The sequence below is a fragment of the Stenotrophomonas sp. AC248 genome, assembly GCF_979258185.1.
In genome coordinates this window covers 321,014-334,225 of the sequence record NZ_OZ409840.1, presented here as the reverse complement: position 1 = coordinate 334,225, position 13,212 = coordinate 321,014, and the positions used below count along the sequence as shown (strand labels likewise).

Below are 13,212 nucleotides of genomic sequence, written 5' to 3'. Positions count from 1 at the left end.
TTCATTTCCATCATGGCACAGGTGGGCGGACACTGGCGTCCCCCTGGAGTCTGGACGCGTTATGACCGCCGATGTACACACCCCGTTGAGCCGCTGGCAGGTGCTGTTGATGGCCTTTGCCACCGGCGTGGCGGTGGCCAGCAACTACTACGCGCAGCCGCTGCTGCACACCATTGCCGGCGAGTTCGGGGTGTCGTTCGGCCGCGCGGGCACGCTGGTGACGGCGGCACAGTTGAGCTATGGCGTGGGCGTGGTGCTGCTGGTGCCATTGGGCGACATGTTCGAGCGGCGGCGGTTGATCGTGGTGATGTCGTTGCTGTCGGCGTCCGGGCTGGTGGTGAGCGCGTTGAGCCATGAGTTCGCCTGGCTGCTGGTGGGTACGGCGATTACCGGGCTGTTTTCAGTGGTGGCGCAGGTGCTGGTGCCGTTTGCAGCCACGCTGGCGCGGCCGGAAGAGCGTGGCCGGGTGGTGGGCACGGTGATGAGCGGGCTGCTGCTGGGCATTCTGCTGGCGCGCACGGTGGCCGGGGCGTTGTCGTCGCTGGGCGACTGGCGCTGGGTGTACTGGATGGCGGCGGGCACGCTGGTGCTGACCACGTGGGTGCTGTATCGCACGTTGCCGCGCTTCTACCAGCATGCGGGCTTGAGTTATGGGGCGTTGCTGCGCTCGATCGGCACGTTGTTCGCGCAGGAACCGGTGTTCCGGCTGCGCACGCTGCTGGGGGCGTTGAGCTTTGCGATGTTCGCGATGTTCTGGACGCCGCTGGCCTTCCTGCTGGCGGGCGCGCCGTACCACTACAGCGATGCGACGATCGGGCTGTTCGGGCTGGTGGGCGCGGCGGGCACGCTGGCCGCCGGGGTGGCCGGGCGGATGGCCGACCGGGGCAAGGCGGCATTGGCGACGACACTGGCGCTGGTGCTGCTGGCGGCGTCGTGGTTGCCGCTGGGCTTTTCAACGCAGTCGCTGGTGGCACTGGTGGTGGGCGTGCTGGTGCTGGACCTGGCGGCGCAGCTGCTGCACGTGAGCAACCAGAACGTGGTGTTCGCGCTGCGGCCGGAGGCGCGCAACCGGCTCAATGCGGGGTACATGACCGGGTACTTCATTGGTGGGTCGCTGGGGTCGCTGGTGTCGGCGCAGGTGTATGGCGCGTTCGGGTGGACCGGGGTGTGCGTGACCGGCGCAGGCGTGGCCGCGGTGGCGATGGCGGTGTGGGCGGTGGCGGTGCTGCGCCGGTAGAGCCGACCGTTGGTCGGCTGCATTGCGTGCCGCCGGGGGCAGCCGACCAACGGTCGGCTCTACCGGATGGGGTGTGTGCCCGGCGGTCGGAATACCGCACGGGGTGGGCGGGCGCTCCGTTAGAACGCGGTTTGTACCGCGAATTCGACGCGGGAGGCTGCGTTGCCTGGGAACAGGCGTTTGGCGGCGGTGTCGGTGTCGTGCGCGGTGAGGCGCAGTTCCCACGGGCCGTGGACCTTCCAGACGGCGCTGAGCTGGCCGTGCAGGTAGTCGTCGGCCTGCGCGCTGGCCAGCCAGTAATGGCCCACCGCCGCTTCCAGCCGCCACTGCTCGCCCAGCGGTAGGCGGGCGCCCAGTTGGGCGTAGGTGCCGGTGTGGCCGCCGGCCAGCGCGTCGTCCGACATGCCTACCTGCAGCCAGTAGCGCTGCTGCCAGGTGAGGGTGCTGTTGAGCTCGGTCCAGTTCAGGTCCACGTTGCTGGACGGGTAGAGGTAGCGGGTAAGGTTGACGTCCAGCGCCCAGTCCTGGCCCAACGCCCCGCTCCACCCGGCCACCACGTCGAACTCGCTGCGTGCGCCGTTGTCGGGCTGGAACGACACCCCCGACCCCCATACCGATGCATACCAGCCGCGCTCGCTGCCAAGTTTGACGCCGGCCTGCGCGGCCGGGTCGCCGTCGCTCTGCGAGCTGCCGCGCCAGACGTAATCGGTGGTGAGCGTTGCGTTGCCCTCCACCGCGGCCGCCGCCGCACCACTCATCGCCAGGCCCAGCAGCAGCACGCTGCAGCGGCGCACGATGCGCCCTTTCATCTGTTCAACCACCACGGGAAGCACTCCATCGGACGGCGGCGCCGTCGAGGTGGGCAGTGTTCCTGTTGGGGCCGTAAAGCCGCCATGCCGCGGCGGCGGTGCCGGCGCAAAATCAGCGTAAATCCTGCGTCCACGATGCTGCACAAGGGCCGCGCTATCATGGCCGCTCTGACCTGTTGCGAGTAATGGCGTGGACGCGATCCTGACCCCGGTATCGATTGGCGAGCTGATCGACAAGATCACCATTCTGGAAATCAAGGCCGAGCGCATCAGCGATGCCGGCAAGAACGCCAACGTCCGCAAGGAACTCGATGGCCTGTGGCCGTTGTGGCAGCAGCAGCTGGCCAGCCAGCCGGGGCTGGATGCCCTGAAGGATCAGCTCAAGGCGATCAACGTGCGCATGTGGGACATCCAGGACCAGCTGCGCGACAAGGAAGCGGCGCAGGTGTTCGACGATGCGTTCATCCAGCTGGCGCGTGGGGTGTACGGCACCAACGGCGAGCGGGTGAAAGTGAAGAACGAGATCAACCGCGTGGCCGGTTCGCAGCTGGTGGAAGAAAAGCAGTACCAGGGCGAGTAACCCGCCCCGCCCGCGCCGGGCTCAGTGCCCGGTGGCGGCCATGAAGCGTTCGCGGTCCTGCTGGGTGCGCCGGCGGATTTCGGCCAGCGCTTCGTTTTCGGTGGCTTCCAGCATGGATTCGAACAGGCGCTGGAAGTGGTTGCGCATGGCCAGCCGTGCGGCAGCCGGGTCGCGCTGGCGCAGGGCGTCCAGGATGGCGGTGTGCTCTTCGTCGCGGGTGTCGTCGTCGTTGTGGCAGACGTTGGCATACACCTGCTTCACCCGCGGCAGTTCGTTGCGCATGCGCCAGATCAGCTGCACGCAGTGCTCCACCACCGGGTTGCCGGCAATGCGGGCAATGGACAGGTGGAACTGGCGGTCGGCTTCGCTGGCGGCGGCCTCGCCCGAGGCCGGGTCGACCATGGCCGCGATCAGGCCGGCCAGGTCCTGCAGTTCGGCGTCGGTGATGCGGCTGGCGGCCATGGCCGCCGCTTCGGCCTCGATCACCGCACGGGCGGCGGTGAGGTCGAAGGCAGACACGTCCGGCAGCGCGCCGGGGGCCTGCGACGGGCGCGCCTTCACATACACGCCCGAGCCGGTCTTGATGGTGATCAGCCCCTGCGCTTCCAGCGCGATTTCCGCCTCGCGCACGGTCACCCGGCTGACGCCGAGGCGTTCGGCCAGGTCGCGTTCGCCGGGCAGGCGCGAGCCCGGCGGGAATTCGCCCTTCTCGATCAGCGCGACGATTTCGGCGGCAATGGACTGGTAGAGACGGGGTTCGGACATCATCAAGACCTGGCTGTACGGTGGCTGGGGACCATCATGCGACCCGCGCCCTCAGAGAGCGGCGCGGTTGGGAAAACCGCGCCACTGACCTCAGAAGCGGTAGCGCACCCCGAGATAATAGCGCCGCCCGTAGGTGGTGTACTCGCGGAAGCTGCCCAGGATGGGCATATCCGACACCCGCGGCTCGTCGGTGAGGTTGCTGGCCGACAACGACAGCGACAAGTGCTTGTTCACTTTGTAGGTGGCGCGGAAGTCGAGCGAGCCATTGTCGCGCACGTAGCGGTTCTGCGACGGGTCGCCGACGAACTGCTGGTAATAATCCGAGCGGTATTTGTAGATGGCCTGCAGGTCCAGCTTGCCCAGGCCCCAATACACCTGGGCCGAGGCCACGTGCTTGGACAGGCCGAAGATGTTGGCCGGCTCGACGATCCCGGGCGTGAAGACGCCGGTGATGGGGTCGGTGGACTCGCCCAGGCGCAGGTCTTCGGTCTTGAAGTTGGAATGGGCGTAGTTGTAGCTGGCCTTCACGCCCAGCCCGGAGAAGATGCCCGGCAGGTAGCTGAAGCTGTGCGAGCCGGTGAGCTCGAAGCCGATCAGGTCGCTTTTCTGGTCGCTGGTGGCCAGCTGCTCCACCGGCACCGTGACGCTCTGGCCGTCGATATCGAAGGTTTCGCCCACCACCACCGGTACCGAGCCGCCGTTGAACTGCTTGTAGTAGATCGCGGTGGACAGCATGGAATCGGCATTGGCATACCACTCCAGCGAGACGTCGGCGTTCCAGGACATCAGCGGCTTGGCGCGCGGGTTGCCGGTGGCGGTGATGTTGCCCAGCGCCTCAGCCACCGTGCGGAAATCGGTATCGGCCTCGTCCAGGGTGAAGCTGCGGCCAAAGCCTTCGGCGGCCAGGTCGGGGCGCGACATGGCACGGTAGGCACCCACGCGCAGCAGCAGGTCCGGGTGCAGTTCGAAGGCGGCGTTGAAGCTGGGCAGCCATTCGGTGTTGCTGGACTTGAGGATCTGCCGGGTGAAGTCGCCGGTGGGGCGCAGGGTCACGCTGCCATCGGGGTTGTTGATGACATCCAGGCCGCTGCGCAGGCCCACCGAGCGCACGTCGGTACGCACGCCGCGCACGCCGATGTTGCCGGTGACCGGCAGGCCGAACCACTCGCTGCTGTAGTCGCCCATCAGGTAGAGGGCGTTGGTTTTCTCGGTGACATCGTTGTTGGCCGGGTCCCGCAGGTCGGCGCTCAGGCCGGTGTCGTCCACGCCGGTGAAGGCGTTGAACAGGCAGCGGCTGTCGAAGCTGGCCCACTGGTCGATGGTGTTGCCGCTGGCGTTGGCCAGGAAGTCCTTCTGCGGAAATTCCTGGCGGCAGGCGCGGTTGGCCGCGCGGATGGCGGCGACATTGGTGGTGGTGATGTCGCGGGTGTTGGTGAAGTCGGTGTAGGTGGCTTCGGAATGGCGCACGCCGCCCTTGATGGCGGTGAAGAAGCCGCTTTCCGGGGTGAACGCTGCATCGAAGCGCTGCGCGCGGATGGTGTGCTCGCGGCTCTGCTGGCGGCGGCGGATCAGCGCCGAATCGGTGTAGTTGTCCGGATTGTTCACGTCGAACGCCGGATCCAGATAGATGCTGGGCACGTCGCCGCTGTAGTCGTAGGTGTAATCAACATAGCGGGTGTTCTTGATGCCACCCACCGGGTTGCCGTTGACGTCGGTACGGCCCGCGCGCAGGCGGGTGGAACGCTCGATCTGGTCGCGCTGGGTGTTGGAGTAGGACAGGTCGGTGGACAGCGTCCAGGCCGGGGTGGGCCGGAAGATGACGTTGAAGCCGCCGCCGGTGTATTCCTCCTTGCGCTCCAGGAAGTTGCCGGTGGAGTCGATGGTGGTGCTGCCGGTGTGGTGCAGCAGCGCGCCGTCGTCGGTGACCACGCGGTTGTTGAGGTTGCGCATCATCGACGACAGCGACAGGTCCGAGCGGTCTTCGGTGTAGTCGCGCTTGGAATGCTGGTAATCGAAGTTCACTTCCACCGTGTCGTTGGGGCGCCACTGCAGCGCGGCAAACTGTGAGTCGCGCTTGTCGTGTTCGATGAACTGGCGGTAGATGCGGCTGCTGGGCACCAGGTAATAGGGCACGCCGTTGGCGACCTGGTTGCCGTTGACCTGCGTGCAGTTGCGGGTGGCGCCCACGGTTTCACGGCCATCGCAGGCCACCCACGTGGAGCTGCTGGAGAACATTTCTTCCGGGTTGCTGCCCTGCAGGGCCTGCACGCCCACCGAGACGCCGAGCTTGCCGGCCCCGCCCATGTCGAACTGGTCGATGTAGCTGGCGGTACCACGCCAGCCCACGCCGTCCTTGTCCTTGAGGCGGTCGTCGTAGTCCTGCCAGGTGCCGCGGCCGTCCACCTGGATGGTGCGCTTGCCGTATTCGAGCGGCTTGACCGTTTCCATGTTCACGGTGCCGGCCACGCCGCCTTCGACGAAGTCGGCGCGCTGGGTCTTGTAGATGGCCACGCTGTTGATCAACTCGGACGGGAACTGGTTGAAGTTCACCGAGCGGTCGCCGCTGCCGTTGGTGGCTTCGCGGCCGTTGAAGGTGGACGAGCCCAGGAACGGGCCCAGGCCACGGATCGAGATTTCCGACGCACCGCCCTTCTCGCGATGGGTGGAGGCACCGGTGATGGTTTCGATGGCCTCGCCGATGGACAGGGCCGGCAGGTCGCCGATGTCCTCGGCAGCGAGCACGTCGGACACCACGGTCTCTTCGCGCTTCTTGTCGATCGAGGTCTGGATGGTGCCGCGCACACCGGTGACCTGGACCTGGTCCAGGGTGGTGGCCTGCGCGGGCGGTGATTCAGCCTCCTGTGCGTGCACCAGCGGCACGGCCGCGGTGACAGACAGGGCATACAACAGCGCGCCATGCAGCGCGGTGCGGCGGAGGCCTCGTGGCGAGGCCGTACGGCGGTCATGCAACATCGTGATCTCCCTCCCAGGATGGATCGTCCGATTACACGGATTCGATCCGGACAATTCACGGTTGCTGGACCAATGTCAATGAATTGGTACTAAAGTCTACCCCTGTGATCCGCCTAGACCACTTTGGGCGAATTTAATGTGCGGATGCAGCAGAAATATGCGCAACCGGACTACCACATGCACCTAAAGTGGTATGCGATTGTGGTTGACGCGCGCTGCGCCCGACCTGTTACGATCCGGACTCGCGTTGGACGCCACGGTTGATCTGGGAGGGTAAGCCTGTGACTTTGCACCATTCGCATGCGCCATGGGCGCTGCGCCCGCTTGCTGCGGCACTGGCCACGGGCCTGTTGTTGGGCGCCCTGCCCGCCTTCGCCGCCGATCACCTGGTCCACGACGCTGCCGCCTATGCGCAGGTGGCCAAGAACCTGCAACCCGGCGATACGGTGATCCTGGCCGACGGTGTGTGGCGCGATACCGACCTGCTTCTGCGCGGCACCGGCACAATTGGTCAACCAATTAAGTTGACGGCGCAGACCCCCGGCAAGGTGATTCTCAGCGGCCAGTCGCAGCTGCGGCTGGCTGGCAGCTACCTGGAAGTGTCCAACCTGGTGTTCCGCGATGGCTGGGCGCCGGGCAGCGAAGTGGTGTCCTTCCGCGCCTCGTCCAAGGAATGGGCCACCCACAGCCGGGTGACCGGGGTGGTGATCGACGGCTACAACAAGCCGGACCGCCAGCAGTCGGACAACTGGGTGGGCATGTACGGCCAGCACAACCGCTTCGACCACAACCAGCTGGTGGGCAAGACCAACGCCGGCACCACCCTGGTGGTGGTGCGCAACGCCACCAGCGGGTTGGACAACCGCCACCGCATCGACCACAACTGGTTCGGCCCGCGCCCCAACCTGGGCAGCAACGGCGGTGAGACCATCCGCGTGGGTACCAGCACCGACTCGCAGTCCAATTCGAATACGGTGGTGGAGAACAACTGGTTCGAACACTGCGACGGCGAAGTGGAGATCGTGTCCAACAAGTCCGGCGGCAACCTTTACCGCGGCAACGTGTTCTTTGAATCGCGCGGGTCGATGGTGTTGCGCCATGGCCACGGCAACGTGGTGGAGCGCAATGTGTTCCTGGGCAACAACAAGGCCCACACCGGCGGCGTGCGCGTGATCAACCGCCACCAGATCGTGCGCGACAATTATTTCGAGAACATCGCCGGCGACAACTTCGCCGCCGCGCTGGCGGTGATGGCCGGCACGCGCGACGCGCCACTGAACCGCTATGAGCAGGTGGACGACGCGGTGATCGAGCGCAACAGCTTCATCAATGTGCGCCAGCTGTTCCTGGGCGCGGGGCTGGATGACGAGCGCAACGCCATGCCGGTGAACAGCCGCATGGCGGGCAACCTGTTCATCGGTGATGGCAAGAACGCACTGCTGCGCAGCCAGGGCGACCTGGGCGGCATTGCCTTCAGCGGCAACGTGCAGAGCCCCACTGTGTCGCCCGGCTTCCCGGCCGGCGTAAGCGCGCGCCAGGTCACCCTGCAGCGCGCGGCCAACGGCCTGCAGTACCCGGTGGAAACGGTGGCCGCAGGCGCCCCGCGCGACCTGGCACCGATCGCCCGCGACCAGGTGGGCGTGGCGTGGTACCCGAAGGAACTGAGCACGGTGGCGCTGGACAGTGGCAGCGTGCGCAAGGTGGCCCCGGGCGAAGACACCCTCACCCGCGCCATTGCAGCCAGCGCCCCGGGCGACCGCCTGCAGCTGCAGCGCGGCCAATACCGGGTGGACCAGGTGCTGGGCGTGGACCACCCGCTGAGCGTGATCGGGCCGGCGCGTGGCCAGGCCCGCCTGCAGTTCACCCGCCCCAGCCTGTTCGAGATCCGCGCGGGCGGTGCGTTGAAGCTGTCGCGGCTGGACATCGATGGCGCCCTGGCGCCCGATGCCGCCGGCAACGCGGTGGTGCGCATCGCCCCGGGCAGCCAGGCGTTCAACTACACCCTGCATATTGAAGACAGCCGTATCCACGGGCTGACCGCCAACAAGGCCTTCGACGTGATCAACGCCGGCAAGGGCAGCCTGGCCGCGCGCATCACGCTGCGCAACACCACGGTGGACGACATCAGCGGCAGCGTGATTGCCGCCGCCGCCGAGACCGACGACCTGGGCACCTACAACGCCGAGCAGGTGGAGATTGTGGATTCGCACTTCACCCGCATCGGCGGGCCGCTGCTGAGCCTGTACCGCGGCGGCACCGACGAGAGCACCTTCGGGCCGTCGCTGCTGTTGCAGGGCAACCACCTGCGGCAGGTGGGCGTGGCCGATGACACCAGCCTGCGCCTGCAGGGCGTGCAGCAGGCCACGCTGGTGGACAACCAGTTCGCGCACAGCGGCCGCGTGCGCTTCAGCCACCGCGTAGGAGAGCCCCACCTGCGCGTGCGCAACAACGTGCTTACCGCCACGGCGGCAATGCAGTCTGATACTCCAGCCGAGACCCTGCCATGACGCGTTCCACGCCCTTGATGCTGCTGCTGGCCGCGTCCTTCAGCGCCGCTGCACTGCCCGCCGTTGCCGCCGCACCGGCCGCCACCCAACAACCGGCCAGCGCAGGCTGCGCGCCGGTACTGGTGACCGCCGCGCAGTGGCAGCAGATGCGCAGCGACGGCACCCGCTACCCGGTGTTCACCAAGGAACAGCAGCGCGCCGAACGCCTGGTGCGCGGCATGATCAAGGCCGGCATCGATGTGCCGGTGCCCAAGGACAAGGGCGGGGGTTACACCCACGAGCAGCACAAGCGCAATTACCAGGCCATCCAGGCCGCCGGTGCGCTGTACCGGCTGACCGGCGACAAGGTCTATGCCAATTACGCACGCGACCTGCTGCTGGGCTACGCCAAGCTGTACCCCGGGCTGGGCGCCCACCCGCAGGGGCGCGGCCAGATTCCCGGCCGGCTGTTCTGGCAGACGCTCAACGACTCGGTGTGGCTGGTGAGCGCGGTGCAGGGCTACGACGCGATCCGCGACAGCCTGAGCGCCGCGGACCGAAAGACCATCGACGACAACGTGTTCCGGCCGATGGCCGACTTCCTGAGCGGCACGCCGGAGAACTTCGACAAGATCCACAACCATGCCACCTGGGCGGTGGCGGCGGTGGGCATGACCGGGTACGTGCTGCGCGACCCCACCTATGTGGACAAGGCGCTGAAGGGCAGCAAGCGCGATGGCAGCGCCGGTTTCCTGAAGCAGGTGGACCAGCTGTTCTCGCCTGATGGCTATTACGAGGAAGGCCCCTACTACCAGCGCTATGCACTGGCACCGTTCATCCTGTTCGCCAATGCGATCGAGCGCAACGACCCGCAGCAGGGCATCTTCAAGCGCCGCGACGGCGTGCTGCTCAAAGCGGTGGATGCCCTGGTGCAGAGCAGCTACGGCGGCTACTTCTTCCCGATCAACGACGCGATCCTGGACAAGGGCCTGGACACCGAAGAGCTGGTGGCCGGCATCGACATCGCCTACGCGCGCACCACCGATGCGCGCCTGTTGTCGGTGGCCAAGGCGCAGAAGCGCGTGCTGCTGTCGCCCGAGGGCCTGCAGGTGGCCCAGGCGCTGGCACAGGACAAGGCCACGCCGTTCGCGTTCGTGCCCACGCTGCTGCGCGATGGCCCGGACGGCACCGAAGGGGCGCTGGCGATCCTGCGCATGGGCGGTGAGAACGGCCAGGCACTGGTGATGAAGAACACCAAGCAGGGCATGGGCCACGGCCACTTCGACAAGCTCAACTGGCTGTTCTACGACAACGGCCAGCGCGTGGTGACCGACTACGGCGCGGCGCGCTTCCTCAACATCGAGGCCAAGGCCGGTGGAATCTACCTGCCCGAGAACAACAGCTGGGCACGCCAGACCATCGCGCACAACACGCTGGTGGTGAACGAGCAGAGCCACTTCGGCGGTGACTGGAAGAAGGGCCAGCCGCTGGCCCCGACGCCGCTGCTGTTCGCGACCCGCGACGACACCCAGATTGCCTCGGCACGCATGGACAGCGCCTACGACGGGGTGAGCTTCACCCGCACTCAGCTGCTGCTGGCCCACCCCTCGCTGGGCGAGCCGGTGGTGCTGGACCTGCTGCGCGTCAATGGCAGCAAGGCGGCGCGCTATGACCTGCCGCTGCACTTCAACGGCCACATCATGGATGTGGGCTTCAAGAGCCAGTCGGCGGTAACCAGCCGCCCGGTGCTCGGCAAGGCCAACGGCTACCAGCACGTGTGGGTGGATGCCTCCAGCGAGCCCAGCAGCGAGGCGCGCAGCCTGACCTGGCTTCTGAACGGGCGCTTCTATACCTACCGCTTCGCCAGTACCGCGCCGTCGCGGGCGCTGATCGGCGAGAGCGGGGCCAATGACCCGTCGTTCAACCTGCGCCGCGAACCGATGCTGCTGCAGCGCGTGGATGGCCAGGCCGCCACCACCTTCTATGGCGTGCTGGAACCGCACGGCCAGTACGACGGCACGGCCGAGACAGTGCGCGGTGCCAACAGCCGCATCGATGCCATTGCGCATTACCGCGGCAAGGATGCCGACGTGCTGGTGCTGGACCTGGCCGGTGGCAAGCGGGTGGCAGTGGGCATTGCCGATGAACCGGACAAGCCCGGCAGCCATGAGGTAAGTGGCGGTGGGCAGAGCTGGCGCTGGGACGGCGGCTGGAAGCGCTTTGACAGCAGCACCGGCAAGGACAGCAAATGAAAGTGACCACGCAGGCCCGTACCTACGTCCGTTGGCTGATCGTGGCGCTCATCGCCATTGCCACGGTGATCAACTACATCGACCGCAACGCCCTGGCGGTGATGTGGCCGCAGATTTCCAAGGATGTAGGCGCCACCAAGGAAGACTACGCACTGCTGGTGACGGTGTTCATGCTGTTCTACGCCGCCGGCCAGTTCGTGTTCGGGCGCCTGTTCGACATCATCGGCACGCGGCTGGGCTTTGCGCTGTCCATTGCGGTTTGGTCGATCTCGATCGCGCTGCACTCGGTCACCCACTCCATCCTGTCCTTCAGCCTGGTCCGCGCGATGCTGGGCATCAGCGAGGCCGGCGCCTGGCCGGGCGCGGTAAAGGCCAACGCCGAATGGTTCCCCGCGCGCGAGCGGGCCTTGGCGCAGGGCGTGTTCAACGCGGGCGCGTCGATCGGCGCGATCGTGTCGGCGCCACTGATCGCAGTGCTGTTCCTGTGGCTGGGCTGGCGCGGCACGTTCATCCTGATCGGTGCGATCGGCTTCATCTGGTTGCTGCCGTGGCTGATCATCTACCGCGCCGGCCCGGACAAGCACCCGTGGGTGAGCGCGGCCGAACGCGCGTTGATCCTGGATGCGCCCGCCGAACAACCGGCCACGCCCAAGGCCGAGTACGTGCCCAGCATGCGCCAGCTGCTGGGTCATCGGCAGACCTGGGGCATCCTGATTTCGCGGTTCTTCCTGGACCCGATCTGGTGGCTGTTCGTGTCCTGGCTGCCGCTCTACCTGGCCGACACCTTCGGTTTTGACATCAAGCAGATCGGCATCTTCGCCTGGGTGCCCTACGTGGGCGCGATGATCGGCAGCCTGGGCGGCGGTTGGTTGTCCGGCCGGCTGATCGGCGCCGGCTGGAGCGTGGACAAGGCCCGCAAGGTGGTGATCACCCTGGGCGGCGCGATCATGGCCCCGGCGCTGCTGGGCGCGGTGCTGGCCACCGACCCGGTGTGGGCGGTGGTGACCATCGCCTTCGTGCTGTTCGGCTTCCAGATCGCCATCGGCAACATCCAGACCCTGCCCGGCGACATCTTCAGCGGCAAGTCGGTCGGCTCGGTCGCCGGCCTGGGCGGCATGGCCGCAGTGGCCGGCACGCTGATCACCACCTGGCTGGTGCCGGCCATGACCCACGAGTCCTACGCGCCCATTTTCATCCTGGTGGCCGCGCTGGTGCCGGCCTCGCTGCTGGCGCTGTGGCTGGTGACCGGCCGCGTCGAAAAACTCGACGGCCCGGCCCAGCCGCGCTGACCCCCTTCTTTCCTTTCCCCCAACGCACTACTGGAGTTTTTCCATGACCCAATTCAACAACAAGGTGGCCATCGTCACCGGTGGCGGCCGTGACATCGGTCGCGAGATCTCGATCAAGCTGGCGGCCGCCGGTGCCAAGGTGTGCATCAACTACGCCAACGACGAAGCCAGCGCGCAGGACACGCTGAAGCAGATCGAGGCCGCCGGTGGCACCGCCATCGTGCATCGCGCGGACGTGACCGATGCCAAGGCGGTGGCCGGCATGGTGGCCGCCACCCAGGCCGCATTCGGTGAGCGCATCGACGTGCTGGTGAACGTGGCCGGCGGCATGGTGCAGCGCCGCCCGCTGGCCGAGATCGACGAAGCGTTCTTCCACAAGGTGATGGACCTCAACATGAGCTCGGTCTACCTGACCACCCACGCGGTGGTGCCGCACATGGCCGAGGGCGCAGCGATCGTCAACTTCGCCTCGCAGGCTGGCCGCGATGGCGGTGGCCCGGGCGCGGCGATCTATGCCACCGCCAAGGCCGCGGTGATGACCTTCACCCGCGCCATGGCCAAGGAACTGGGCCCGCGCGGGATCCGTGTCAATGCGCTGTGCTGCGGCATGATCGCCACCCGTTTCCACGATGAATTCACCAAGCCGGAAGTGCGCACCGCCGTGGCCGGCAACACCCCGCTGCGCCGCCAGGGCCGCCCGCAGGAAGCAGCCGACACCGCCGTGTACCTGGCCTCCGATGCCGCCGGTTTCATCACCGGTGCCAACGTGGACGTCAACGGCGGCACCTACTTCTCTTGATCCGTTTGCTTCGCTGACCGCC

The 13,212-nt window shown here is 66.9% G+C and carries 9 protein-coding genes; 6 read left to right on the top strand and 3 right to left on the bottom strand.

Features of this window, described 5'->3' with window-relative positions:
- Positions 1-61: 61 nt before the first annotated feature.
- Complete coding sequence (locus tag ACZ0AE_RS01490; protein WP_038690993.1) at positions 62-1,237, top strand: MFS transporter; 1,176 nt, start codon at positions 62-64, stop codon at positions 1,235-1,237.
- Positions 1,238-1,356: 119 nt separating this feature from the next.
- Here ACZ0AE_RS01490 and ACZ0AE_RS01485 read toward each other — a convergent pair whose 3' ends face one another.
- On the bottom strand, positions 1,357-2,046 hold the full coding sequence (locus ACZ0AE_RS01485; protein WP_463602046.1) for a TorF family putative porin: 690 nt from the start codon (positions 2,044-2,046) through the stop codon (positions 1,357-1,359).
- A 190-nt stretch (positions 2,047-2,236) separates the two neighbouring features.
- On the opposite strand from ACZ0AE_RS01485, the gene ACZ0AE_RS01480 reads away from it, so the two are divergent.
- Complete coding sequence (locus ACZ0AE_RS01480; protein WP_128096007.1) at positions 2,237-2,626, top strand: DUF6165 family protein; 390 nt, start codon at positions 2,237-2,239, stop codon at positions 2,624-2,626.
- Between the two features lie 21 nt (positions 2,627-2,647).
- On the opposite strand, the gene ACZ0AE_RS01475 is transcribed toward ACZ0AE_RS01480, so the two are convergent.
- The gene (locus ACZ0AE_RS01475; RefSeq protein WP_038692607.1) at positions 2,648-3,391 is read right to left on the bottom strand and encodes a FadR/GntR family transcriptional regulator; all 744 of its coding nucleotides are present in this window, start codon (positions 3,389-3,391) and stop codon (positions 2,648-2,650) included.
- Between the two features lie 90 nt (positions 3,392-3,481).
- Complete coding sequence (locus tag ACZ0AE_RS01470; protein ID WP_463600214.1) at positions 3,482-6,364, bottom strand: TonB-dependent receptor; 2,883 nt, start codon at positions 6,362-6,364, stop codon at positions 3,482-3,484.
- Positions 6,365-6,645: 281 nt separating this feature from the next.
- Here ACZ0AE_RS01470 and ACZ0AE_RS01465 point away from each other — a divergent pair, with 281 nt between their 5' ends.
- Genes ACZ0AE_RS01465 through ACZ0AE_RS01450 form a run of 4 tightly spaced genes read left to right on the top strand, consistent with a single transcriptional unit; the run spans position 6,646 to position 13,190 of the window.
- Positions 6,646-8,871 carry a polysaccharide lyase 6 family protein gene (locus ACZ0AE_RS01465; RefSeq protein ID WP_463600213.1) on the top strand — a complete coding sequence of 742 codons (2,226 nt, stop codon included), beginning with the start codon at positions 6,646-6,648 and terminating at the stop codon, positions 8,869-8,871.
- A complete protein-coding gene (locus ACZ0AE_RS01460) occupies positions 8,868-11,102 on the top strand; it encodes an oligoalginate lyase (RefSeq protein WP_463600212.1) in 2,235 nt (744 codons plus the stop codon). The genes ACZ0AE_RS01465 and ACZ0AE_RS01460 overlap by 4 nt, the downstream gene beginning before the upstream one ends.
- On the top strand, positions 11,099-12,391 hold the full coding sequence (locus ACZ0AE_RS01455) for an MFS transporter (protein WP_137191816.1): 1,293 nt from the start codon (positions 11,099-11,101) through the stop codon (positions 12,389-12,391). The genes ACZ0AE_RS01460 and ACZ0AE_RS01455 overlap by 4 nt, the downstream gene beginning before the upstream one ends.
- A gap of 43 nt (positions 12,392-12,434) precedes the next feature.
- Positions 12,435-13,190 carry an SDR family NAD(P)-dependent oxidoreductase gene (locus tag ACZ0AE_RS01450; RefSeq protein WP_314402652.1) on the top strand — a complete coding sequence of 252 codons (756 nt, stop codon included), beginning with the start codon at positions 12,435-12,437 and terminating at the stop codon, positions 13,188-13,190.
- Positions 13,191-13,212: the final 22 nt, after the last annotated feature.